Origin of the sequence: Nocardia sp. NBC_01730 (assembly GCF_035920445.1) — a bacterium.
Taxonomy (GTDB): domain Bacteria; phylum Actinomycetota; class Actinomycetes; order Mycobacteriales; family Mycobacteriaceae; genus Nocardia.
Genome location: NZ_CP109162.1, coordinates 4,233,961 through 4,256,790 on the forward strand (window position 1 = coordinate 4,233,961; position 22,830 = coordinate 4,256,790).

Annotated in this window: 22 protein-coding genes, 1 pseudogene and 1 other annotated feature; of the genes and pseudogenes, 9 read left to right on the forward strand and 14 right to left on the reverse strand. The window is 65.4% G+C overall.

The window, feature by feature from the left end:
- Positions 1 to 302 precede the first annotated feature (302 nt).
- Positions 303 to 584, forward strand: a complete 282-nt coding sequence (locus tag OHB12_RS36350; RefSeq protein ID WP_442800053.1) for a helix-turn-helix domain-containing protein — start codon at positions 303 to 305, stop codon at positions 582 to 584.
- Positions 585 to 977: 393 nt separating this feature from the next.
- Here OHB12_RS36350 and OHB12_RS16805 read toward each other — a convergent pair whose 3' ends face one another.
- Positions 978 to 1,505 (reverse strand): RICIN domain-containing protein, encoded by a 528-nt coding sequence (locus tag OHB12_RS16805; protein WP_327120616.1) that lies wholly within the window; start codon positions 1,503 to 1,505, stop codon positions 978 to 980.
- Positions 1,506 to 2,042: 537 nt separating this feature from the next.
- On the opposite strand from OHB12_RS16805, the gene OHB12_RS16810 reads away from it, so the two are divergent.
- The 4 genes and pseudogenes from OHB12_RS16810 to OHB12_RS16825 all read left to right on the forward strand — a co-directional run bounded on the left by OHB12_RS16810 (position 2,043) and on the right by OHB12_RS16825 (position 7,381).
- Positions 2,043 to 3,428, forward strand: a complete 1,386-nt coding sequence (locus OHB12_RS16810; protein WP_327120618.1) for a hypothetical protein — start codon at positions 2,043 to 2,045, stop codon at positions 3,426 to 3,428.
- Positions 3,429 to 4,218: 790 nt separating this feature from the next.
- Entirely contained in the window at positions 4,219 to 4,446 is a 228-nt protein-coding gene (locus tag OHB12_RS16815; protein ID WP_327120620.1) for a hypothetical protein, read from the forward strand.
- A gap of 552 nt (positions 4,447 to 4,998) precedes the next feature.
- Positions 4,999 to 6,275: pseudogene (locus OHB12_RS16820) on the forward strand (IS3 family transposase).
- Positions 5,268 to 5,399, forward strand: a sequence feature (AL1L pseudoknot). It overlaps the preceding pseudogene by 132 nt.
- Positions 6,276 to 6,733: 458 nt before the next feature.
- Positions 6,734 to 7,381, forward strand: coding sequence for a hypothetical protein (locus OHB12_RS16825; RefSeq protein ID WP_327120622.1), 648 nt, complete (start codon positions 6,734 to 6,736; stop codon positions 7,379 to 7,381).
- 85 nt (positions 7,382 to 7,466) lie between these two features.
- Here OHB12_RS16825 and OHB12_RS16830 read toward each other — a convergent pair whose 3' ends face one another.
- The 4 genes from OHB12_RS16830 to OHB12_RS16845 all read right to left on the reverse strand — a co-directional run bounded on the left by OHB12_RS16830 (position 7,467) and on the right by OHB12_RS16845 (position 10,367).
- Positions 7,467 to 8,165, reverse strand: a complete 699-nt coding sequence (locus OHB12_RS16830) for an SDR family oxidoreductase (protein WP_327120623.1) — start codon at positions 8,163 to 8,165, stop codon at positions 7,467 to 7,469.
- Between the two features lie 101 nt (positions 8,166 to 8,266).
- Complete coding sequence (locus tag OHB12_RS16835; RefSeq protein ID WP_327120624.1) at positions 8,267 to 9,133, reverse strand: alpha/beta fold hydrolase; 867 nt, start codon at positions 9,131 to 9,133, stop codon at positions 8,267 to 8,269.
- Between the two features lie 17 nt (positions 9,134 to 9,150).
- Positions 9,151 to 9,426, reverse strand: coding sequence for an alpha/beta fold hydrolase (locus tag OHB12_RS16840; protein WP_327120627.1), 276 nt, complete (start codon positions 9,424 to 9,426; stop codon positions 9,151 to 9,153).
- A 257-nt stretch (positions 9,427 to 9,683) separates the two neighbouring features.
- Positions 9,684 to 10,367, reverse strand: coding sequence for a winged helix-turn-helix transcriptional regulator (locus OHB12_RS16845; protein ID WP_327120630.1), 684 nt, complete (start codon positions 10,365 to 10,367; stop codon positions 9,684 to 9,686).
- Positions 10,368 to 10,524: 157 nt separating this feature from the next.
- Between OHB12_RS16845 and OHB12_RS16850 the strand changes: the two genes are divergently transcribed.
- The 4 genes from OHB12_RS16850 to OHB12_RS16865 all read left to right on the forward strand — a co-directional run bounded on the left by OHB12_RS16850 (position 10,525) and on the right by OHB12_RS16865 (position 13,348).
- Positions 10,525 to 11,382 (forward strand): alpha/beta fold hydrolase, encoded by an 858-nt coding sequence (locus OHB12_RS16850; protein ID WP_327120632.1) that lies wholly within the window; start codon positions 10,525 to 10,527, stop codon positions 11,380 to 11,382.
- A 53-nt stretch (positions 11,383 to 11,435) separates the two neighbouring features.
- The gene (locus OHB12_RS16855; protein WP_327120634.1) at positions 11,436 to 12,272 is read left to right on the forward strand and encodes an SDR family oxidoreductase; all 837 of its coding nucleotides are present in this window, start codon (positions 11,436 to 11,438) and stop codon (positions 12,270 to 12,272) included.
- Positions 12,273 to 12,316: 44 nt separating this feature from the next.
- Positions 12,317 to 12,682, forward strand: a complete 366-nt coding sequence (locus tag OHB12_RS16860) for a DUF4345 domain-containing protein (protein ID WP_327120636.1) — start codon at positions 12,317 to 12,319, stop codon at positions 12,680 to 12,682.
- Positions 12,683 to 12,949: 267 nt separating this feature from the next.
- The gene (locus OHB12_RS16865) at positions 12,950 to 13,348 is read left to right on the forward strand and encodes a hypothetical protein (protein WP_327120638.1); all 399 of its coding nucleotides are present in this window, start codon (positions 12,950 to 12,952) and stop codon (positions 13,346 to 13,348) included.
- Between the two features lie 259 nt (positions 13,349 to 13,607).
- On the opposite strand, the gene OHB12_RS16870 is transcribed toward OHB12_RS16865, so the two are convergent.
- The 9 genes from OHB12_RS16870 to dnaK are packed head-to-tail and all read right to left on the reverse strand — an operon-like array spanning position 13,608 to position 22,702.
- The gene (locus tag OHB12_RS16870) at positions 13,608 to 14,048 is read right to left on the reverse strand and encodes a DUF1931 family protein (RefSeq protein ID WP_327120640.1); all 441 of its coding nucleotides are present in this window, start codon (positions 14,046 to 14,048) and stop codon (positions 13,608 to 13,610) included.
- Positions 14,049 to 14,062: 14 nt separating this feature from the next.
- Positions 14,063 to 15,712 carry an FAD-dependent oxidoreductase gene (locus OHB12_RS16875; RefSeq protein ID WP_327120642.1) on the reverse strand — a complete coding sequence of 550 codons (1,650 nt, stop codon included), beginning with the start codon at positions 15,710 to 15,712 and terminating at the stop codon, positions 14,063 to 14,065.
- A complete protein-coding gene (locus OHB12_RS16880; RefSeq protein ID WP_327120644.1) occupies positions 15,712 to 15,978 on the reverse strand; it encodes a UBP-type zinc finger domain-containing protein in 267 nt (88 codons plus the stop codon). Before OHB12_RS16880 ends, OHB12_RS16875 begins: the two co-directional genes overlap by 1 nt.
- Complete coding sequence (locus OHB12_RS16885) at positions 15,975 to 16,427, reverse strand: thioredoxin family protein (protein ID WP_327120646.1); 453 nt, start codon at positions 16,425 to 16,427, stop codon at positions 15,975 to 15,977. Before OHB12_RS16885 ends, OHB12_RS16880 begins: the two co-directional genes overlap by 4 nt.
- A 15-nt stretch (positions 16,428 to 16,442) precedes the next feature.
- A complete protein-coding gene (gene clpB, locus OHB12_RS16890; protein ID WP_327120648.1) occupies positions 16,443 to 19,073 on the reverse strand; it encodes an ATP-dependent chaperone ClpB in 2,631 nt (876 codons plus the stop codon).
- Positions 19,055 to 19,375: a chaperone modulator CbpM gene (locus OHB12_RS16895; RefSeq protein WP_327120650.1), complete on the reverse strand. Its 321-nt coding sequence runs from the start codon at positions 19,373 to 19,375 to the stop codon at positions 19,055 to 19,057. Before OHB12_RS16895 ends, clpB begins: the two co-directional genes overlap by 19 nt.
- Positions 19,372 to 20,289 carry a J domain-containing protein gene (locus OHB12_RS16900; protein ID WP_327120652.1) on the reverse strand — a complete coding sequence of 306 codons (918 nt, stop codon included), beginning with the start codon at positions 20,287 to 20,289 and terminating at the stop codon, positions 19,372 to 19,374. Before OHB12_RS16900 ends, OHB12_RS16895 begins: the two co-directional genes overlap by 4 nt.
- Positions 20,290 to 20,295: 6 nt before the next feature.
- Entirely contained in the window at positions 20,296 to 20,793 is a 498-nt protein-coding gene (locus OHB12_RS16905; protein ID WP_327120654.1) for a nucleotide exchange factor GrpE, read from the reverse strand.
- Between the two features lie 10 nt (positions 20,794 to 20,803).
- Positions 20,804 to 22,702 carry a molecular chaperone DnaK gene (dnaK, locus tag OHB12_RS16910; protein WP_327120656.1) on the reverse strand — a complete coding sequence of 633 codons (1,899 nt, stop codon included), beginning with the start codon at positions 22,700 to 22,702 and terminating at the stop codon, positions 20,804 to 20,806.
- Positions 22,703 to 22,830 lie beyond the last annotated feature (128 nt).

Sequence of the window (22,830 nt, forward strand, 5' to 3'; positions counted from 1 at the left end):
ATACTTTTGCCATAAGAATGTCGCGGAAAAGTAACGGCGACGCGATGCCTACGAGTGCCGCAACAGACCGCGACCGCCGAGATCTTCAGCGTTAACCAGCCCGGACTGCACTTCCGCTCCGGTCGTCAGCGCTGGAACCTATGTTCCAGATCGAACTCGCACGACAGCAGATCGTCGACACCCCATGCGTCGATGACGATCTGCCGATGGTCGGCGACACGAGTTCACCGCCACCACCGGTGCCCGCCGAACGGCTCCGGCGTCGGCGGGCACACCGACTCGGTGCAGACCAAACCTAGGCCGTGATCCAAGACTATGTTGCGGGCTGGACGACATCCGAGCTGGGCGATCGATTCGGTATCGACCGCCGAACCGTGAGCGCGATCCTGCATCGACACAACATTCCGACGCGACGACGTGGCCTGTCCCTCAGCCAAGTTGACGAAGCGGTCAACCTCTACAACCTCGGATGGTCCCTCGCCCGAGTCGCCCGACACCTCACCGTCGATCCAGCCACCGTACTGAACCGGCTGCGCGAACGCGGCGTCCGTACTCGCGACACCCACGGACGGACCCGATCCTGACATTCGCGCAAAAGTGAGCAGTCCACCCAGTCAGTCGACCGGATACCAACGACTCCCGACCTGATCAACACCGAGATAAAATAAGACACCTTACGGGAATGAAATCCGAAAATAACCATTGACCAGGGAAAATGCGAAGGAACGCGAATCAACTGAAAGTTTGCGCCGACAGCGGCCATGGGATCGCCCCTGACGCATCCCCACTCGCGGTCCGCGGCCAAGCACCGGCTTCGAGTCCACCTCCTATCGACGCTGGCCGACATCGAGACCCTGGGCAAGACGGATGATCTTGTCGGCCGCAGCCGTGATGCTTGCATCTCGATGGGGCGGGCCGCGACCCGCTGGGGTTGTCGGTCCCGGTGAGCGACGTCGACCATTGCGATCCGGTGATAGTTACTCCGCGGTGTCGAACATCCATTCCTGCCGGGGGTCACCCATCTGGGTCGTATCGACCACGACCTCGGTACCGGCCGCGAAGTTGCCGTCTCGGGCGGAGAGGGCCACATCAGGGTCGTAAGGCATCAGCATTTCCCGGTTGTATGCCCACTGTTGGTTCAGGCTCTTCGGCCGTTCCCGCTTACGGGCTTGAGCTACGGGTGTACCAGGCGCGATACTGCCGCCGCCCTCGTGTCCGACGACTTCCAGGACCAGTCCACTGTTCTTGTTGACGAGGAACCCGCGGTCATATCGCCACAGTTGGTTGGCGCTATCACTGGACTTCCGGTCCCAGACAATCGCCCGGGCGCCCTCCGCGGTGCTGCCGTCTTTGATGTCCACCACAAGGCCGCTGTGGACATTTCGAATGTAGAAGAAGCCCTCGGGAAATGCATCTTGGGCGGCGGCGGTGGGCGCCACGGCTACGGCGGACAGCAGCAAGGTCGCGATAGCACCTATCAAGACCATCACACGCGAACGGGGCATTCATCCTCCACGGAGTCGATGGATCTGGGGTCGGGACACCTTCCGCACGTCGACCGCGCGCGAACTCACTCGCGCATCATTCCCCACCCCGAACACTGCACATGGATTCCGGCCAGCCACGCCAGCGTGTCGGCGAGCCCCGCGCGGCATCACCAGCCCACTCGGCCCCGACCACGCCCGCCGGTAGCGCCCTCGACACGGCCAGCAGTTCTGCCTGTGTCGACCCCCATGTCCTCAGAACCGAAACCTATGTCCACACTCCGCAACACCCGCCGAAAACAAACCACGAACGCCGAAACCTATACCCGGACAGGACAACCAACCGCAGCTTGTGTCAGTTCAGGTAGGGTCTGAACCTCCCATACAGTTCGGTTGGCTCCTCTAAACCGGACCATGCGGACTTTTCGAACAAAGCCGAAGCATCGACGGCCTCGAAGCGGATATCCTCTTGTCAAGGGGGCAAGGCACCGGCGACACCAGGTGCCGTTCTTCGCGCAAAGTTCCACTGGTCGACCACCGACAGAACGGAATCGAGCCATGTCCAAAACACATCCGACCGCAGAGGCTACCCAGCAGGCTGACGGCAAGGGCGACGCCGGTACCGCGGAGTTGATCGAGCAGGGCGTTCCACGGGAGGAGGTGGAGCCGGGGTACACGGTGAGCGAGACGGAGGCGCAGCAGATCGCGGCCGAGCGGCTCGCGGAGGCGCGGCGTCTGGAGGATGAGCTGATCGCCGAGCTGCCGCGGGCGAGCCAGGAACGGATCCGAGACGCACAGCGTGAGATGGCTGCCAAGGGGATCGACGTCCGCTTCAACACGAAGTGGTGGGGGTTCGAGATGGTCCTCAACAAGGAAGGGGCCCTTGCGGCTGCCTATCTCACCGAATACATCGGTAGGGCCTTGCAGGAGGTCCCGAAGCTGAAACCGTTCGCGATGATGATCGATGCATCCTGCAAGCTCAAGGCCAACTGGATCAAGGCAGTGGGCGAAACCTACGGATGTCGGCTGGTCTCCCCGTGGATCGCTCCGGGCATGCTCATCCCGATCTCTCTGGCACCCAGGGATGACACCAGCCTGTGGTGGACGGTCTACGAGACCGCGCAAGGTTGGAATCAGGACGAGAAGTTCGCCGCCCACAAATCCAAGTCCAATCCCGCTCTGGCCGCGTTGAACGGAAAGTTGTACTGCGTGCACCGCGGCGACAACAACGAAAAGCTCTGGTGGACCGCCTACGACCCCGATACCGGCTGGTCGGACGACAGGGAGTTCCGCGCCCATACCAGTGGGGCCGGCCCCGCCCTCGCCGCCTACAACGGAAAGCTGCATTGCGTGCACCGGGGTGGTGGCAGCCAAACCGAACTGTGGTGGACCACGTTCGACGGCAACGACTGGAGCGATGATGTCCGGATCGGCGGCAGGACCAGTCACGGTCCGGGCCTGGCCGTCTACGACGGCAACCTGTTCTGCGCCTACAAGGGCTACAACAACAACCAGCTGTACTGGCGAACTCTTACCGGCAATGGCAATAGCTGGGGCGGCGAAGGGACCATACCCGGCAAGACCAACTCCAACCCCGCCCTCGCGGTCTACAAGAACACCCTGTACGCCATGTACAAGGCCTACGACTCGTCGGATCTGTACCTGAACAGCTTCAGCGGTGGCAGGTGGCACGGCGACAGCAAGCTGCGCGCCCACAAGAGCACCGAAGGCCCAGCCCTGGCCGTCTACGACAACCACCTGTACTGTGCGCACCGCGGCGCCACCGACGACAAGCAACTGTGGTGGACCCGATTCAACGGGAGCAGCTGGAGCGACGACGCACGCTTCGGCGCTCATTCCAGCGCCCAGGGCCCAGCACTCATCGCCTACCGCGACAAGAACGGCACCCAAGACCAGCTGCTGTGCGTCCACCGCGGCTACTAGCAGAACGCGGGGACCCACGCCACCGAGGCTGACCAGGCCGCTCGCGCGCACCCTGGACGTGGCTGGTGGGCACCGTTGCTCTCGCAACAGCACCTACACCACGTCCAGACGCGGCCGCGCCAGCGCGAGCACAGCCTGCTGATGAGCCATACCCTCCAAGCAGTTTCGGTCATAGAACCGTTTCGATTCCTCGCTGTAGCCGATCCCGCTCCAGTCACGACTCCTAACCGACGTGGCCTCCGGGCGTGCCCGTTCACCAGCCACCGACGTGATTGCGCTGGCCCTTGTAGGACGCGAACCCGCGCACTGGCGGTGGCAGGCAGTCCTCCAGCGGCGTCGCCTATGCCTCGGTCAACAGTCCACCGCCACTCACCAGACTCGGCATCGACATAAGCGATCGCGAACTCCCCACCCTCCGACGGCGACGCCTGGCTTTGTCCGTCATCTCTGACGCCAGTTATCCACGAATCTCGACGGCATCGACAGTGGGCGGAAGGCTGTGTTCACGAACAACGACAGCAGCTGGCAGGAATCGCCGACTGGGGATGCTCGCGGGATCTGGGCTTGGCCGAGGTTGACGGCGGTTTGTCGGTGCCGAGGGCGCGTGCGCGGCGGCCACGCCGGGCCGGGGAAGCACCCAGTTGGGACCCAGTTCTGTCGTGCGTCGGCTCAGGCACCGGCGTTGACCCCGGCTTCGTCCAGCCGCTCGGCCAGCAACCGACGGACGCGACAGCAACGCTCCCCAGTTTGGGGAACAGCGGAGCCGTGTCCCCTTGGCATGCTGTCGGGCATGCGAACAGTGTGGGGAGTATTGGCAGCCGGTGCCACGGCGATGGTTGTTCTCGGTGCGGCGGCGGGCAACGCGACCGCCGAGGGCGTGTTTGCCGGCGAGTACGAGACCAACGCACAGTGTGTGGCAGCCGGGGAGCAGTACCGCGGCTCCGACACCTGGCCCGATTGCGTCTATGGCCAGCAAGGCAGCGGCTGGCAACTGTGGATCCGCTCGATCGGCGGCTGACCCGGCACGACTCGTCCGCGAACGCCCCGGGTAGTTCGCGGACGGGTCTGCCCAAGCTGAATCAGTAGTGACGCAACGTAATTCACATGCCAGCGACACACGCTACGAGCCGGCGCTCGTCGTAGACGATGGCGCGGTTGCCGACCGGAGGTACTCGGCACGGCGCCCTGGCGCGTGTCGAGGTTTGTGGCGACTCAGATCTCACCGAGCAGGCGCATGACCGCCTGCGCGAGAGCTTCGTCGGTCAGTCCTGGTCCCGATGAGATTCGCTCCCAGCGGTCGACGGCTTCACGCTCGCCACATTCGTAGTGGACCGCAATCCATTCGCCGCTTGGGGTTGCAGCATTGCACCCAAACGAGCCGCCCTCAATCAGCCAGCACTCACCGTCGTCTACCCAATGCCATTGGCCGCCACCGTGTCGACCCATGTCTCGAGTGGGGTTGTAGGGACTCCATGGCGTCGCATAAGTTCGGGGAACTCCCTCACGCTTTCGGCCATGCGGTTCGACTCGCTCTCAGCCTCTTATCTTCTCGATTGGGAAGGTAGACATCATGCCGACGAAGTACGACGCGGCGACGAAGGCGAGGACGGTTCGTCTGGTTCGCGAGCACCGAGACGATTACGCCTCGGAGTGGGCGGCGATCACCACGATCGCGGGCCGGATGGGGATGACTCCCGAGACGTTGCGGAAGTGGGTTCGGCAGACTGCGGTCGATGAGGGCGACTCCGAGGGGGTGTCGACGGCGGCGGCGCGTGAGATCCGTGAGTTGAGGCGTAAGAACGCCGAGTTGGAGAAGACGATCGAAATCCTCAAGGCGGCAACGTCTTTCTTCGTTCGGGAGTGCGACCCGAAACAGAGGTGATCTGCCGGTTCATCGCCGAGCATCGGGCTCGGTTCGGGGTCGCACCGATCTGCCGTGCACTGTCGGCGCATGGCTGCAAGATCGCCCCGAGAACTTTCCACGCCTGGAACACGCGGGCACCGTCGAAACGGTCCTTGTGGGACGCGGCGGTGACCGGGATCTTGGCCGGCTATTACGAGCCCGACGCCCACGGGCGGCGGCGGCCGGAGTCGTTGTATGGGTCGTTGAAGATGTGGGCTCACTTGCGACGTCAAGGGATTCCGGTGGCCCGCTCCACGGTGGAGCGGCTGATGCGCGTCCACGGCCGGAAGGGAGCCACCCGAGCCAGAAACGTGCGTACGACCGTGGCCGATCCGGCGGCGCAGCGGGCACCGGATCTGGTCGATCGTCAGTTCCGGGTTCCGGGTTCCGGCACCGAACCGGTTACTCGTCGCCGACTTCACCTATGTCAGATTGGTGACCGGATCTTTCGTCTATACGGCATTCGTGATCAAATGCCTACGCTGGACGGATCCTGGGTTGGGAATGCTCGACGTCCAAGCACACCAGCTTGGTCGAATCAGCGATCCGGCAAGCGGCGGCTATGCGCAAACGTGAACGACACCCATTGTCCGGCAATACAATTCATCATTCAGACGACCGGGTCGCAATACACGTCGGTGCGGTTCGGTGAATCGCTGATGCTGTCAGGGATGATTCCATCGATCGGCTCGGTCGGTGACGCGTTCGATAATGCGTTGGCAGAGACGACAATTGGACGCTACAAGACCGAAGCGATCCGAGATAGCTCACCGTTCCGGCGCGGCCCGCTCAACAGGCTCGCCGACGTCGAAACCCTCACCGCGGACTGGATCCACTGGTACAACACCAGCCGGCTCATGCACCGACTCGGTCGCACACCACCGGTCGAGTATGAAGCCGACTACTATGCACACCGCGCCGAACAACCGGCCGGTGACAGATAAACCGGTGGGTACCAAACTCGGGGCGGTTCAGGAAGACCAATCTGACGGCTGTTGCCGAACAGTTCGGTCCCAACCAAGCAAAGCAGCAGGCAGGACATCGACACAGTCGGACAACTGAGCAGCACTACATCGACGGCCCAACCAGAGCACCAGACTCGACGTCGGCTATTAATAGCCTCTCGTCGAGACCTCGCGCCACACCCTGAGCGCTCGGCAGCCACGTCCCAACCGTGGGGACCAAAACGCGGGGAAAGCGCGGGAAATTCTCAAGTAAAACAGGTCGAAGACGCCATCCACCTCTACAACCTCGGCTGGTCCCTGGCACGAGTCGGCGACCGCCTCGGCGTCAACCACACCACCGTGCTCAACAAGCTCCGCGAACGCGGCATCCCCACCCGAGACACCCACGGCCGCCCGCGCGTCGAAGCAGGTGATGGTCGATGACCAGGCGTGCAGCCATGTCGACGCGATCAGCTTCGGACGGGGCCTCCGTCGTGCAGGCCGTCACCGTGATCATGGGCGTCGTCGTTGGCCTCACCGTCCTCTTCGGCTTCGGCAACGTCCTCAACCTCGCACTCCGGCTCGGCGTACCCGCCTGGGTCGCTCCACTCGTCGCACCGGCTGTAGGCCTTTCAATCCTCGGACTTCTGCTCGGAACTCGGCACCTCGCGCTCACTGGCGCCTCTGCCGAAGTGCTGGGACCGGCCCGCCGACTGCTGATCTTCGCGAGCGTGGTCACCCTCGCGCTGAACGTGGCAGAGCCTCTCGTGGCGGGCCAGTTCGGGAAAGCGGCGTTCGACGCGGTAGGGCCACTCCTGCTGATCGGCTGGTCGGAGGTCGGCCCTGGTCTGCTGCAAGCGATCGGCGCGACGAGTCGTATGCCGGTCGCAAGCGACAAAAAGCGGCCGGAGCCGACTATCGATGTGGACTCGGACGACGGTGCGCCGGAGGCTCAACCTCGACTCAGCGAGGACGTCGCGCGGCAAGACGGCCAGCAAGCAATCGGCAGGCACACGCCAGACGCTCTCTTGGCTCAGGTGCGGCGAGAAGATGCAGCTCACCGTGCGGCCCACCAGAAGCCGATATCGGCTGACACTTTTCGGTGAGGGGCGCGGTGCAGCCGCCGAGACACCCATCGCCAACTAGACAGCCGAACTCGTCGACATGCACAAGATCAACGGGGCCAAGCGCTCATGGCAGCTGTGGGTAGATCGCCGAGACGCCCCCGGCCAGCGCGGCCTGCGCCTGGCGGGAGGCGTTGTCCGCGAGGATCTCGTAGGTGCCGGCAGCGAGGCCGTCGACGGCGATGCGAGCGATGTCGGCGGGGTCGGACTTTTCCGAAGTGACGTCTCGGACCATGTCCGTGTCCATGTAGCCGACGTGCAGCGCGGCCACCCGGATGTGCCGGCCGGCGAGCTGCTGGCGCAGTGCATTGGTGAGGGACCATTCCGCGGACTTGGCGGCGCAGTACGCGCCGGCGTCCGGGAAGCTGACCCAGGACAGGCCGGACAGGACGTTCAGGATCGCGCCGCCGCCGTTGGCCGCGATCTGGGGCGCGAAGGCCCGGGCCACTGCCAGGGTGCCGAAGAAGTGGGTGTCCATCTCCAGGCGGATGTCGTCCAGGTCGCTATTGAGCAGATCGGCGTTGGGTGGCGAGCCGGCGTTGTTGATCAGGACGGTCACGTCACCGGTTGCCTGGGCGGCGGCCTTGACCGAGGCGGGGGCGGTGATGTCGAGCGCGATCGGCTTGACGCCCGGCAAGTCGACCCGGTCGGGGTCGCGGGCGCCGGCGTAGACCGTGGCGCCGCGGCCGAGCAATTCGGCGGCGAGCGCCCGGCCGAATCCCCGGTTGGCTCCGGTGACGAGGACGGTGGCGGCGGAGAGGTCCATCGATAGCTCCTGGTGAATCGAGACGACTGACAGGTGGGCCGACGGGGATCGGCCATGTTCAAGGCCTGGCACGGCCGACGAGACCGCCGCAAAGTCCGGCTCTACCGTGCGAGGAATTCGAGTGCCTTCGTCACGAACTGTCCGTGGTATTGGAAGACGCCGCCGTGGCCGGCGTCGGGGTAGATCACCAGTTCGCTGTCGGGCAGGCGGCGGGCCAGGTCGTGGGTGTTCTTCGTCGGGACCATCCGGTCGTGGTCGCCGTTCGCGACGAGCACCGTCTGGTGGACGACGGAGAGGTCGGATGGCTGCGCCAACCCCCAGCGGTGGATGGCCGTGAGCTGGGCGCCGTAGGACCTGAGGGAAATCGCCTTGTCCCGGTTGGTTTTGCGCTCCTTCAGGCGGGCCAGGAACTCCTTGCCCGCCCGCTTCCCGTTCGACGTCCGGGTGAAGAAGAGGAACTGCTTGGGATCCTGGAGCGTCAGCAGCGCGCGAAGGGTGTCGAAGTGGGAAATCCTGGTCACGTTCTTGATCCCTGCGCCGCCGGCGGGGCCGGTACCGGCGATGATCATCTTGCGGATCAGCTGCGGTTCGTCCTGAGCGATCACCTGGGCGATCATGCCGCCCATGGAGAAGCCGAGGAGGTCTACTTCGGTCAGTCCGAGCGCGCGGATGAAGGTGACGGCGTCGGCTGCCATCGCCTCGATGGTCTTCGGCGTCGAGCCGGTGGACGCGCCGACGCCGCGGTTGTCGAAGGCGATGACGCGGTGTTTCGCGGCGATGCCGTCGACGACGCGCGGGTCCCAGTTGTCGAGGACCGCGGCCAGGTGGGTCAGGAAGACCACCGGGACGCCGGTCTTCGGGCCGAGTTCGCGGTAGGCGAAGTCGACGCCGTCGGCGGAGACGGTCCGGGTCGGGGCGTCCTGGTAGGAGGCCACCACGTCGTCCCGGGATTCTTGTTTGCTGGTCATGGCTGTGTCCTTTTCGGTCAGTCGTCGAGGAAGAGGTTCACCTGGGCGGCGAACTCGTCGATGTGCTGGAACAGGAAGGCGTGGCCGGCGTCGCTGTAGAGGACGAGCGTGGAGTCGGGGACTTGTTCGACTGCCTTATAGGAGGCGACGGCGGGGATCATCACGTCGTGGAGCCCGTTGGCGTACAGGACCGGCTGGCTGATCGCCTGGAGCTGGGACTTCAGCTCGTCCCATTCCACGGCCAGGAGGCGCCCCACGGCGGCGAGCTGGCCTTGGGCGGCGTCCTCGGTCACCGCGGGGCCGCAGCAGGACCAGCGGCACGCCGCCCCGCGGACCGGTGCGGCGGTAGGTGAACACCGCGGAGGGGCCGGCGGCGGTGTGGTTCTCGAGAGTTTCGGCCGAGTACGTCGTCATGGCTTATATTATGACCATAATTCTATGCGCGGTGCAAGCCGAAGGGTGGACCGCGGTTCCGCGCTCGGCGTGGTGCGGGTCACGGATGGCCGATCGCGTCGCCGGGCGAAACCGGCGACGCGGACCCGCCCCGCGGCTAAGCGAGCGCCGGTAGCGGTACGTGCGGGATGTACACCAGCACGCGGAAGATTTCGGTGAGCGCCGTGCGCGGCCCGGCGAGGACCGTCGCCCGGCCGTCCTTGAGTGCCCGCGACGGAGTCAACGTGCGAAGCGCGAGGTCGATGAAAGTCTGAAGATCGCAGGCGACCCTCAGCGCCGGGTCGGCCGGCGACGGGCCCGAACGCGGCAGGAACCTGCCGTTCCGCAACTGGAAATGGAACACCTCGTTACCGACCTGGAACTCGAACGCCTCGCGGCGACCGGGGTCCAGGAGCTTCGCCTGCGTGCCCGCCAGTGCCAGTGCGATGAGCTCGGCGCGCGTGGTCCGGGGGTCGATGCGTTCGTCGATGGGCAGGTCGAGCCCCCACAAACCGAGGGCGATCAGGGGATCGCGCAGTCGCTCACCATGGCCGGTGAGCTCGTAGACCGCGACCGCCGCGGGCGCGGGCAGCATGCTCTTGCGGACGATCCCCGCATCCTCGAGCCCTTTCAGTCGCTCGGAGAGCCGGTTGCTGCCGATGGCGGGCAGCGCGGCAAAGAGGTGCTTGAAGCGCTTGGGGCCGAGCAGCAGCTCGCGGATCACCAGCATCGTCCAGCGCTCGCCGAGGACGTCGAGCGAGCGAGCGAGGGGGCACATCTGCCCGTAGGTCTTCGTCGGCACCTGCCGAATATACCCATCGGCACACCGGGGTTGCCAGGAAAACCATCTCTGGTAGCTACCGCTACACACTGTCATTGACATACATATTCACTCCTGTCACTATATGATTCATATAGCAGACCTCGTTCGGGGTCGGCGCGGTCCAAGGAGAGCAGCGATGACGAAGGCCCACGCATCGATGGGCACGACGTGGAAGCACGCGACGACCCATACGATCAAGGCAGGTGGCGTGGAGTTCGTGTATCGCGAGCTCGGGCCACGGGGTGGTCCGCCGCTCGTCTTCCTGCATCATCTGGCCGCCGTCCTGGACGACTGGGATCCCCGGGTGATCGACGGGATCGCCGCGCGGCGCCACGTGATCACCTTTGACAACCGCGGAATCGGCGCGTCGAGCGGATCGGTGCCTCACACGATCGACGAGATGGCCGCCGATGCCGTCACCTTCATCCGCGCGCTCGGCCACGACCAGGTCGATCTCCTCGGCTTCTCACTCGGCGGCGGCGTGGCCCAGGTCATCGCCCTCGAGCAGCCCGACCTCGTCCGCAGGCCGATTCTCGCGGGCACGGGCCCCGCCGGAGGCGGCGGCATCGACAAGATCACGAGGATCGCCGTCGTGGCGTACCTCGAGGCCGCGCTGACCCTGCGCGACCCCAAACACTTCCTCTTCTTCCCCCGCACGCCGGAGGGCAAGCGCGCCGCGACGGACTACCTGGCGCGGCTGAAGGAGCGCACCGGGAATCGCGACAAACGCATCACGCCCATGGCCATGCGCGCGCAGCTCAAGGCGATCCGGGCCGCCGGCCTTCAGACGCCCCATGGCCTCAGCAGGATCCACCAGCCGGTCCTCGTGGCCAACGGCGACAACGACCTGATGGTCGCCAGTGAGCATTCGGCTGACCTGGCCCGCCGCCTGCCCGCCGCCGATCTGGTGATCTACCCCGACTCCGGACATGGCGGCGTCTTCCAATACCACCAGCAGTTCGTGCCGGCGGTCCTCGAGTTCCTCGAGCGCTGACCTCCGCCCTCCACGTCGTTCGGACGTGGACCCGAGTTCGAGAGAAGAAACTCATGCCTTCTGTATTGGTAACCGGTGCCGGCCGAGGAATCGGCCTGGCGATCACCGAGCACCTGAGCGGACAAGGGTGGGACGTGTACGCCACCGCTCGATCCGACGCCGCCCTCCGCAGTCTCGACCGGCTGCCCCACGTGCACGCGGTTCCGCTGGATATCACCGACCGCTCCGCGATCGCCGGCCTTCCCGACCACCTCCCGGCCGAGCTGAACGGCGTCGTCAACAACGCCGGCGTCCTCGTGAACGGACCGGTGGAGGGCTTGACCCTCGATGACTTGTCACGCCAGCTCGACATCAATGTCACCGCCCAGATCGGCATGACCCAGGCGGTCCTGCCGAAACTACGGGAAGCCCGCGGACGGGTGGTGTTCATGTCCTCGCTCTCCGGCTTGATCACCACGCCGGGCACCGGCGCCTACTCCGCGTCCAAGTACGCGATCGAGTCGCTGGCCGACGCGCTCCGCATGGAGCTGCGCCCGTGGCAGATCCGCGTCTCACTCATCGAGCCCGGCCCTATCCGCACCGACATGTGGGGCGACATGCTCGACGACTACGACCGCATGACCGCACACCTGGCCGAACAGCACCGGGAGCTGTACGCGTCCCACCTCGCCGGGAACCGGAAACTCCTGGCGCGGCTGCAGAAACTCGCGAGCGATCCCAAGAAGGTCGTCAAAGCTGTCAACCATGCGCTGACATCGAGCCACCCGAAACGTCGTTATCTGCTCGACAGCCTCAGCCGTGCGCAGAAAGCATTCGTCTCGCTCGCTCCCACCGCCATCAGCGACGCAGTCCTGGCCGGGGCCACCACGTCCAAGCCGGGTCCTCGCTAGTGAACGGGCAGCCGGCGGCGTACCCGGGCGGTGGCCGGCGACGTTTGCAGTGGACTCTGGCGGCGCTGGCGGCGATACCCATGGCCAGCGCGGCCGGTGAGATCATCCGCGGCCCTCAGGGAGTGCCCGGCGGTTCGCCGGACGTGACACCGACAGTGGACAGCGCCCTCCGCTACGCCAACGTGTTCAAGTTCGCAGTGGGGCCGGTCATCTGGTCACAGCTCGCCCGTGCCGAACGATCGCCCGCCCTGACATTCGCGCTCTCGACCGTCGCTCTCGGCGGCCTCGCCCGCCTGAGGTCATGGCAACAACGCGGGCGACCGCACCCCGTCACGGTTGCCGCGATCGTCCTCGAAACCGTCGGGATGCCGGTGATGATCGCCTGGCAGAAGCGCATCTCGTCGCGTTGAACGAGAGCTGAACGTTGCGGGATCAACGGAAGTGACCGCCTGAACCAGGGGCGGCCGCGTGGGCCGCCCGCAACGCGGCTTTGTCGATCTTGCCGACCGCGTTCTTCGGAATGGCGTCGAGCACGACCAGCGCCGTCGTGTCGCGACAGTCGGCGCTGCGACGCCCCGGCCGTAGCGATCCGGCGGGCGAGCGGCGTCAGCCGGTGCACGGATCCGACCAAGCGCGTGATTCAGCTCGCCGGATCACCGTTCCGATTTGAAGTACGCGTGGTGGAAGAACCAGGAAAGCCGCCCCAGGTCGTAGATCTACGAATCTATTCACCCCCATGGTTTGGCGACGTCGCCATCACCAACGCCGACCTCGAGTCCGTTCCCTTGGCACGAATCACCGCCGCGGCCGGATCGGGCCTACTTACCTCCATGCACGACATCGACACGGTCCCAGACCGATTGACCGCGCCCGAACTGCACACCGCCGCAGCCAAATCTAGCCAGCGTAAGCCACGCGGACGCGGACGCCCGCGCAAACTCACCGACGAATACCTGCGCAAAATAGCCGGATACGCCCGCGAAGCCCACCACCACGGCCAGCCGATCCCGCAATACATCGCGGCCTGCATCGAGCCGGACCCGAGGAAACAGCCCCGCCCCAACATAGTGCGGTAGTGGCTCGCCAAAGCACGCGAATTGCTGATTCATGGCGGGTCTGGTCCATGGCAGCAGGTTTCGACATCGGACCCGGCGGTGCGGCGGCCTCGGCCACGCCCACCCTGAACTTTTCGGTCGCTCAAATCGCCGCCACCCGCACCGATCCACTTCGAATGACAACATCCAGGTGCGGATCAATTCTGTGGGCGGTCATTACCGACAGTACATCGGTGAATCCGGCGTTTGCAGCCCATGACGAATAGGCACCATTGCTGCTTCAAAGCAGTAGATGAAATATATCGAATACCACTGACCATTCGGCTGTTCCCGGATTCTTGACCTTCGGTGCGATCGCGACGAACGTCTGCGCGAGCGCCACGCTCAAGCCACCGGCGATCAGCGGCAGCCGGCGCTCGGTGTCCTCCGAGAGGGCTAGGTCGAGCGGCGGGCGCGCGGCGAGTTGGTCGAACAGCGGTTGTAGCTCGATCTCCTCATCCAGCTTCTCGAACCGATGGATGCTCTGCTGCAGTCCCGCGGTGATCGGCAGATCCCACGGTTCGATCACATCGCGCGAGTTCACCTTCGCCGACGCCTTGGCAACGACGAACAGGTCATAGATCTTGTCGTCGATGAATTCGGTGTAGCGCTTGAGATCATTGCGGTCCACCTGCAGCCCGGCCGCGGCACGGAAGAAACGCTGAAATTTGACGACGCCCATTACCGGCATTTCGTTCAGCTCCTCTCGAAGTATTCGTGAATATGGCGCACCGCCATCGCGCCTTCACCGACGGCGGACGCGACTCGTTTGACCGAGCCGCTACGGACATCGCCCACCGCGAAGACGCCCCGCCTGCTTGTTTCGAGCGGTAGCGGTCGGCGGCCGGAATCGCGCTGATTCTCGGCCGGGTACACCGCGTCCGGGCCGGTGCGGACGAATCCGTGCGCGTCGAGCGCGACGGTGTCCGTCAACCACGCGGTCCACGGCATGGCCCCGATGAAAACGAACAGTGCGCGCACCGCGAGCTCCTCCCGCTCCCCGGTGCGATTGTTCTCGACCACGATTGCTTCGAGTTCGCTGATGCCGATTACTTCGCGCACCTCGGTGTTGCGGTGCACCATCACACGCGGGTGCTGCTCGATCTGCTCGACCAGATACCGGGACATGCTCTTGCCGAGATCGCCATCCCGGATGAGTAGGTGCACGCGCTCGACGCGACCGGCGAGAAACACCGTTGCCTGCCCTGCGGAGTTACCGCCGCCGACGATCGCCACCGGGTCCACGCCACACATCGACGCCTCCTGATGGGTCGCGGCGTAGTACACGCCGGTGCCTTCGAGGCGCTCGATACCGGTCACGGCGAGTCTGCGATAGCGGGCGCCGGTGGCCAGGACGACGGTGCGGCCGAGCAGCACGCCGCCACCGGCCAGCCGCAGCAGATGGTGTCCATCCTCTGCGTCCAGCCCGACTACCTCCGCAGACACCAGCAACCGAGCACCGAACTTTCCGGCCTGGATGACCGCCCGCTCGGCCAGCTCGGTGCCGGAGATACCCGCGGGAAAGCCCAGGTAGTTCTCGATGCGTGAGGAGGTGCCCGCCTGCCCACCCGCCGCAATCGCCTCCAGCACCGAGGTGTCGAGCCCGTCCGAGGCGCTGTACACCGAGGTGGCCAGGCCGGCCGGGCCAGCACCCACCACGATGAGGTCGCACACCTCGCGCAGCGTGTCCGGCACCGGTAGGCCGATGAGGCGCCCCAATTCGGCATTCGTCGGATTGCGCAGCACCCGCTCGCCACGCCAGATGACGACCGGAGTGTCCTCGGGTGCGACACCGAGATCACGCAGGAGTTGTTCGGCCCGACTGTCGCGCTCGAGGTCGATCCAGGTGTGCGGCAATCGGTTTCGCACGGCGAACTCGCGTAGCCGACGGGTGTCGGGCGAGTAGCAGGAACCGATGATTCGGAAACCGCAGACCATACGGAGCAGCCGGCAGCGGCGGATCAGATACGCGCGCAGAATGAGGTCGCTGAGCACCGGATCGTGTTCGACCAGCGCGCGTATCCGCTGGACCGGGACGACAAGCACCTCGCCGTCTTCGATCATCTCAGCGGTGTAGAACGCGACCTGACCTTCCAGCAGGCCCAGCTCGCCGAGGAATCGGCCGGGCCCGTGGATGCGCAGCACCCGGCGTTCCCCCGCATCGTCGTCGACGATCGCGACGGTGCCGGACAGGATCACGAAGAACTCGTCGCTCGGCGCCCCGGCGCGAACCAACGTCTCACCGGCGCGCACCGCTCGCTGGGCGCCGCCGACGGCGAGCGTCGCCACCTGCGCGTCCGACAGTCGCGGAAACGCGCCGACATCGTCCGGGGTTTCGACGTTCATCAGACGAAGTTCTGGTGGACGTAGCACCAGCGCCAATTCTCGCCGGGTTCCATCGATTGGACGATGGGGTGGCCGGTCCCGGTGGCGTGCGCTCGTGCGTGCCGCATCGGGGACGAGTCACAGCAGCCGACGTGCCCGCAGGTCAGGCACAGCCGCAGATGCAGCCATGGCGTGCCGAGCTGAAGACACTCTTCGCAGCCCTGCGGTGTCCGCGGCGCCACCGGCCGGATCGCCGTGACGTGGGGATCGGTATAGATGGAGGTCATGCGGTCACCCCCTTATCCGCTCGATCGGAGAGGGCCTGGTCCAGCCACCTCCGCAGTTCCGGTACCGGAGCGGCGCCCGCCTGCCGGGCCAGCACCTCGCCGTGGTCGAGCACGAGCAAGGTCGGCACCGCCCGCACGACGAACCGCTCGGCGGTGCGGGGTGCGGCATCGATGTCGACCTTGACCAGCTTCAGCCGACCGGCACGTTCGGTCGCGAGCTGTTCGAGCGCCGGGCTGACCATCAGGCAGGGCCGACACCAGGTCGCCCACAGGTCGACAAGGACCGGCACCGAAGACTTTTCGGTCATCTCGGTGAAGTCGTCGTCCCCCGCCGCGACGATCCACGGCAGCGGATTGTGGCAGTTGCCGCAGCGCGGTGTGCCTTCTGCCGCGGCTGGAACCCGGTTGAACTTCCCACAGTTGGGGCACTTGATCTTCGCGGCTTCCATGGTCGTACCTCGTTTTCATGCCGCGATCGCGGGCGCGGTATACGCGACTGCGAGATCGTCACCGTCCACGGTGACAGTGACGGTGCCGCCCTGACCGATATCGCCGCGCACCATCGCCCGGCCGATCTTCGTCTCGACTTCGTGCGCGATGTAGCGGCGCAACGGCCGCGCACCGTAGACCGGATCGAATCCGTGCTGGGCAATGAGCCTGCGCGCCTCCGGGGTGATGTCGAGCCTGATCTGCCGTTCCGCCAGGCGATGTCGGAGTTCTTCGAGTTGCAGCTCGACGATATGCTCGATCTGTGGCAGCGTCAGCGGCGTAAACAGCACGATGTCGTCGACGCGGTTGAGGAACTCGGGGCGGAAGTGTCCCCGCAGCTCGGCGAGCATCCGATCCCGTGCGTCCGGCTTGATTTCGCCGTGGGCGGTGACACCGTCGAGTAGATGGTGGGAGCCGATATTCGAGGTCATGATGACCACGGTGTTACGGAAATCGACCTGTCGGCCTTGCGAATCGGTGATCCGACCGTCGTCGAGCACCTGCAACAGAGTATTGAACACGTCGGCGTGCGCCTTCTCGATCTCGTCGAACAGCACCACCGAGTACGGCTTACGACGCACCGCCTCGGTAAGCTGCCCGCCCTCGTCATAGCCGACGTAGCCGGGTGGCGCACCGATCAACCTGCTGACCGTATGCCGCTCCTGGTACTCGCTCATGTCCAGGCGCACCATATTGTCTTCGCTGTCGAAAAGCGCCGCGGCCAGGGTCTTCGCGAGTTCCGTCTTGCCGACACCGGTGGGTCCGAGGAAGATGAACGATCCGATCGGCCTGCGTGGATCGCGGATTCCCGACCGGGCCCGGATCACTGCGTCCGCGACAAGTTGCACCGCCTCTTCCTGCCCGACCACCCGCTCGTGCAGGATTTCATCGAGCCGTAGCAACTTCTCCCGCTCGCCCTCTTGTAGCCGGGCTACCGGGATTCCGGTCCACGCGGCGACGATTTCGGCGATCTCGTCCTCGGTGACAACCTCGCGTAGCAGCGGCTGCTTGCCCTGCTTGGCCCGCAATTGTTCCTCTGCCGCTTGCAGATTGCGTTCCAGCTTGGTGATCTCGCCGTAGCGCAACTCGGCCGCGCGATTGAGATCGTAATTGCGTTCGGCCTCTTCGGCTTCGTGGCGCAGCTGCTCGAGTTGTCCACGCAATTCCTGTACTCGCCGGATCGCCTGCCGTTCGGCCTCCCATTGGGCGTGCCTCGAGTCGGCCTCGGCCCGCAGATCGGCAAGTTCCTTTCGGAGCTCCTCGAGACGAGCCTTGCTTGCCGCGTCCGTCTCCTTGGACAGTGCCGCCTCTTCGATTTCCAGCCGGGTCACCTTCCTGGTGAGTTCATCGAGTTCTGCTGGCATCGAGTCGATTTCGGTGCGCAGCCGAGCACACGCCTCATCGACCAGGTCGATGGCTTTGTCCGGCAGGAAGCGGTCGGTGATGTAGCGATGCGACAGGGTCACGGCCGCCACCAGCGCACCGTCCTGGATCTTCACGCCGTGGAAGACCTCGAGGCGTTCGCGCAGGCCGCGCAGGATGGACACCGCGTCCTCCACGCTGGGCTCGTCCACCAGCACAGTCTGGAATCGACGTTCCAGTGCCGCATCGGATTCGATGTGCTTGCGATACTCGTCCAGGGTGGTGGCGCCGATCATGTGCAGCTCGCCGCGGGCGAGCATCGGCTTGAGCATATTGCCCGCGTCGAGGGATCCCTCACCGCCGACCGATCCCGCGCCGACCACGGTATGTAGCTCGTCGACGAAGAGCAAGATGCGACCCTCGGCCGCCTTCACCTCCGACAGCACGGCTTGCAGGCGCTCCTCGAACTCGCCTCGATATTTCGCCCCCGCGACCAGCGAACCCATATCGAGGGAGAAGATCGTCTTGTCGCGCAGGCCTTCTGGCACATCGCCACGGACGATGCGCTGGGCCAGGCCCTCCACGATCGCGGTCTTGCCGACGCCGGGATCACCGATCAATACCGGATTGTTCTTGGTCTTCCTGCTCAAAATCTGTGTCACCCTCCGGATCTCGGCGTCTCGGCCGATGACCGGGTCCAGCTTGCCCGCCCTGGCTTCGGCGACGAGGTCGCGGCCATATTTCTCCAGTGCCTCGTAAGCGCCCTCCGGGGTCGCCGAGGTCACCCGCTGATTGCCACGAACCGTGGTGAGCGCCTGCAGGAACGACTCTCTGGTGATGCCCTGACCCGCGAGGATCCGACCCGCCACAGTGCCCGACCCCTCTTCGGCCAGCGCCATAACCAGGTGCTCCACCGAAACATAGGAGTCCTTTAGCCGCTTGGCTTCTCGTTCGGCCGATTCGAGCAGCGCCGCCAATCGCCGGGTTACCATCACCTGCCCCGGCGCGGCGCCCGGACCGCTGACCTTGGGCCGGCGGGCCAACTCGCGATTCAGGTCGGCGCGCAACGCGTCGAGATCCGCGCCCGCCTGGTCGAGCAGCCGGGGCACCAGCCCGTCGTGCTGGTCGATCAACGCGAGCAGCAGATGCTCGCCGTCGACCTCGCTGTGCCCCAATCGCGTCGCCGCGTTCTGCGCTTCGCTCAAGGCTTCCCGAGACTTCTCCGTCAACTTGCTGGTGTCCATCGGGACGTCCTCCTTCGACGAGGATCGGCTTCGAGTTCTTGGATTCGGTCCAGCAGATCGAGCACCAACCCGATTGCCGCATAGTTCAATCCGAGCCCGGACCGCAAGCGCTGGATTCGGGCGACAACGGCCACCGCGGACGGTTCGAAGCGAAGTTCGGTACCTTCGTAGGCACCGTCGAGCAGTCCGAGCGCAACCAATCTGCGCACCATGTCCGGATGCAGACCGGACTGCTGTGAAACCTCGTCGAGCCGCAGCCCCGGTCGCCGCACGATCACATATTGCGGTGTGGGCGCGCTCATTGCTCTCTCCTCGGATCGAAGGTCGATTCGGCGGCCAACTGCTCGAACAGCTCCCGTTCCCGCGCGGTCGGTTTCGACGGCACCATGACCTTGACCTCGGCGTACAGGTTGCCGTTGGCGCCGCGGGCATTGGGCATGCCCGCGCCACGCAATCGCAGCTTGCGTCCGGTCGAGGAGCCCGGCGCCACTTTGACTTTCGCCTCGCCGCTCGGAGTCGGAACCGCGACGGTGGCGCCGAGCACCGCCTCCCACGGGGTGACGGCCAGGTCGACGTAGATGTCGCGGCCGACCAACCGGAAGCGCGGATGCGGCTTGATGTGCACGACCAGGTAGAGATCCCCGGCAGGCGCGTCACCACTGCCCCTGCCGCCCTGCCCGGCCAACCGGATCCGCTGGCCGTCGATCACCCCGGCCGGGATGTCAACGTCGTAGCTGCGCCCGTCGAGCCCGAGCTTGCGCTTGCCGCCGCGGTATGCCTCCTCGACAGTCAGCTCCAGGACCGCCTCCTGATCGGCACCTGGAATCGGTCCGTATCCGCCGCCACGGCCACCGAAGATATCGCCGAATATGTCGCCGAAGTCGACGTCGCCGTCGAAACCGCGACCGAAGTGCACGCGGGTCCCGCCACCGAAACCACCTCTGCCGCCGAATCCGCCGGTGGCCGCGCCGACCCGTTCGTCGTAGTCTTCTGGCACCCGCCGAAAGTCCTCACCGAAGCGGTCGTAGCGACTCCTCGTCGACGGATCGGACAGGACCTCGTACGCCTCGCTGACCTCCTTGAACCGATCCTCCGCCGCCGGATCGGAATTCACATCCGGGTGATATCGCCGTGCCAGCTTGCGATATGCCTGCTGAATCTGGTCCTTGCCGGCGTCGCGGGAAACCCCGAGGACCTCGTAGTAGTCGCGCGCCATCGACGCTCACCCCTCGCGTCTGCTGACGATCACGGCCGCCGGACGCAGCTGCCGTCCGTTCTCGCCGTATCCGGGGCGCAGCACCTCGACCACGGTCCCCGGCGGGAAATCGGGCCGGTCGACCACGCTGACCACCTCGTGCATTTCCGGGGAGAACGGCACCCCCACCTCCGAATGCCTCGGATAGCCGAGCTGTTCCAGTACCTGCACCGCCTGGTCCCGGATCGCGCGGACGCCCGCGACGAGTGGGTCCGCCTCGCTGTTCGCGTGCGCCAGCGCCAGTTCCAAGTTGTCCAGCATCGGTAGCCAGGCACCCGCCACCTTCGATCGTTCGGCCGCTCGCTCTCGATCGAGATCCCTGGCGTAGCGCTTGCGTAGGTTGTCCAGATCGGCGGCGGTGCGGCGCCAACGGTCTTCCAACTCGGCGATCTGGGCGTCGGGTTGTTCCGGCGCCGCATCCGGATCGGAGGTGTCGGTGGTCGACTGGTCTGCGGAGGTTTCCATCGGGAATCCCTCAGCTCCGGTCGAACTCGGCGTCGATCACGTCGTCGTCACCGGGTGCGCCAGCGCCTCCACTCGAGCCCGCGCCCGCATAGCTCGATTGTCCGTCGTCGCCGCCGGATTGCGCGGGCTGCAACCCGTACTGCAACTGCTGCAGTTCCGAGGTGAGCGACTGCACCCGATCCAGCGGCGCTTCTTCTTTGACGGCCTGTCTGGCGTCGGCGACCAGCATCTCGGCGCGTGCTCTCTCGTGCGGAGGCGCGCTGTCACCGAGTTCGGCCAGGCGCCGTTCCACCTGGTACGCGGCCGAATCCAACGCGTTGCGGGCATCGACGGCCTTGCGCAGTTCCTCGTCTTCGCGGCGGTGCTGCTCGGCCTCGGCGAGCATCCGGTCGACCTCGCTCTGGTCCAGATTGGACTGCTCGCTGATCGTGATGCTCTGCTCTTTGCCGGTGTCCTTGTCGCGCGCGGTGACATTGAGGATGCCGTTGGCGTCGATGTCGAAGGTGACCTCGACGTGCGCCTGGCCGCGTGGTGCCGGCCGGATGTCCTCCAGCCGGAACCGGCCGAGCACGCGGTTGTCGGAGGCGCGCTCGCGTTCGCCCTGGAGCACTACCACATCGACCGCGGGCTGGTTGTCCTCCGCGGTGGAGAACACCTCGCTGCGCCGGGCAGGGATGGTGGTATTGCGCTCGATGATCTTCGTCATCACCCCGCCCTGGGTCTCCACGCCGAGCGACAGCGGCGTTACGTCCAGCAGCAGCACATCGGAGACCTCGCCCTTGAGCACGCCGGCCTGGACGGCCGCGCCGAGCGCGACGACCTCGTCCGGGTTGACGCTCATGTTCGGGTCCTTGCCGCCGGTCAGCCTGCGCACCAGCGCCTGTACTGCCGGGATGCGGGTGGAACCGCCGACCAGGATCACCTCGTCGATGTCATTGGCGGTGACCTTGGCGTCCTTCATGGCCTGTTCCACCGGGCCGAGGCAGCGCTGCACCAGATCCGCGGTCAGGTCCTCGAACTTCGAGCGCATGATCGTGGTGGTGAGGTGCTTGGGTCCGTTCGCGTCGGCAGTGACGAAGGGCAGGTTCACCTGTGTCTGTGTCACCGAGGACAGCTCGACCTTGGCCTTCTCTGCCGCCTCGAAAAGTCGTTGCAGCGCTTGCGGATCGGCACGTAGGTCGATGTGTTCTTCGCGCTGGAATTCGTCGGCGAGATAGTCGACGATGCGACGGTCGAAGTCGTCGCCACCCAAATGGGAATCGCCCGCGGTGGAGCGGACCTCGACCACGCCGTCACCGACGTCGAGCAGGCTGACATCGAAAGTGCCACCGCCGAGGTCGAATACGAGCACCGTCTCGTGGGTCTGCTTGTCCAATCCGTACGCCAATGCGGCGGCGGTCGGCTCGTTGATGATGCGCAGGACGTCGAGTCCCGCGATCCGGCCTGCGTCCTTGGTGGCATTGCGCTGTGCGTCGTTGAAGTAGGCGGGCACGGTGATCACCGCTTCTTTGACCCGCTCCCCCAGATACTTGCTCGCGTCATCGACCAGCTTCCGCAGCACCAGCGCGCTGATCTCCTCGGGCGCATACATCTTGCCCCGCACATCGAATCGGGCAACGCCGCCTTCGCCCTCGACGACGTCGAAGCTCACCGCCTTGGCTTCCTCCGAAATTTCGTCGAAGTGGCGGCCGATGAATCGTTTCGCCGAATAGATCGTGCCCTTCGGATTCAAAATCGCCTGTCTGCGGGCGAGCTGACCGACAAGTCGCTCACCGCTTTCGGTGAAGGCAACCACCGACGGTGTGGTGCGCGCGCCCTCGGCATTGGCGATCACCACCGGCTCCCCGCCCTGCCAGGTCGCGATGACAGAATTCGTAGTTCCCAGATCGATTCCTACAGCAGTTGCCATATCAATTCCTTCGGATCGGCGCGACCGGCCGGCCGCCGGATATTCGACACCACCAATCCTTCCGACCGCGCCAAAGGCACGACACGGTCCGACAAGGCGAAAAACGCACACCGATTGGTCCTGCCGGA

What these genes read in the sequence shown, in the direction of transcription:
- OHB12_RS16805 (WP_327120616.1), bottom strand. Translation starts at nt 1,505, where the DNA reads ATGCCCCGTTCGCGTGTGATGGTCTTGATAGGTGCTATCGCGACCTTG.
- OHB12_RS16810 (WP_327120618.1), top strand. Translation starts at nt 2,043, where the DNA reads ATGTCCAAAACACATCCGACCGCAGAGGCTACCCAGCAGGCTGACGGC.
- OHB12_RS16815 (WP_327120620.1), top strand. Translation starts at nt 4,219, where the DNA reads ATGCGAACAGTGTGGGGAGTATTGGCAGCCGGTGCCACGGCGATGGTT.
- OHB12_RS16825 (WP_327120622.1), top strand. Translation starts at nt 6,734, where the DNA reads ATGTCGACGCGATCAGCTTCGGACGGGGCCTCCGTCGTGCAGGCCGTC.
- OHB12_RS16830 (WP_327120623.1), bottom strand. Translation starts at nt 8,165, where the DNA reads ATGGACCTCTCCGCCGCCACCGTCCTCGTCACCGGAGCCAACCGGGGA.
- OHB12_RS16835 (WP_327120624.1), bottom strand. Translation starts at nt 9,133, where the DNA reads ATGACCAGCAAACAAGAATCCCGGGACGACGTGGTGGCCTCCTACCAG.
- OHB12_RS16850 (WP_327120632.1), top strand. Translation starts at nt 10,525, where the DNA reads ATGACGAAGGCCCACGCATCGATGGGCACGACGTGGAAGCACGCGACG.
- OHB12_RS16855 (WP_327120634.1), top strand. Translation starts at nt 11,436, where the DNA reads ATGCCTTCTGTATTGGTAACCGGTGCCGGCCGAGGAATCGGCCTGGCG.
- OHB12_RS16870 (WP_327120640.1), bottom strand. Translation starts at nt 14,048, where the DNA reads ATGGGCGTCGTCAAATTTCAGCGTTTCTTCCGTGCCGCGGCCGGGCTG.
- OHB12_RS16875 (WP_327120642.1), bottom strand. Translation starts at nt 15,712, where the DNA reads ATGAACGTCGAAACCCCGGACGATGTCGGCGCGTTTCCGCGACTGTCG.
- OHB12_RS16880 (WP_327120644.1), bottom strand. Translation starts at nt 15,978, where the DNA reads ATGACCTCCATCTATACCGATCCCCACGTCACGGCGATCCGGCCGGTG.
- OHB12_RS16885 (WP_327120646.1), bottom strand. Translation starts at nt 16,427, where the DNA reads ATGGAAGCCGCGAAGATCAAGTGCCCCAACTGTGGGAAGTTCAACCGG.
- clpB (WP_327120648.1), bottom strand. Translation starts at nt 19,073, where the DNA reads ATGGACACCAGCAAGTTGACGGAGAAGTCTCGGGAAGCCTTGAGCGAA.
- OHB12_RS16895 (WP_327120650.1), bottom strand. Translation starts at nt 19,375, where the DNA reads ATGAGCGCGCCCACACCGCAATATGTGATCGTGCGGCGACCGGGGCTG.
- OHB12_RS16900 (WP_327120652.1), bottom strand. Translation starts at nt 20,289, where the DNA reads ATGGCGCGCGACTACTACGAGGTCCTCGGGGTTTCCCGCGACGCCGGC.
- OHB12_RS16905 (WP_327120654.1), bottom strand. Translation starts at nt 20,793, where the DNA reads ATGGAAACCTCCGCAGACCAGTCGACCACCGACACCTCCGATCCGGAT.
- dnaK (WP_327120656.1), bottom strand. Translation starts at nt 22,702, where the DNA reads ATGGCAACTGCTGTAGGAATCGATCTGGGAACTACGAATTCTGTCATC.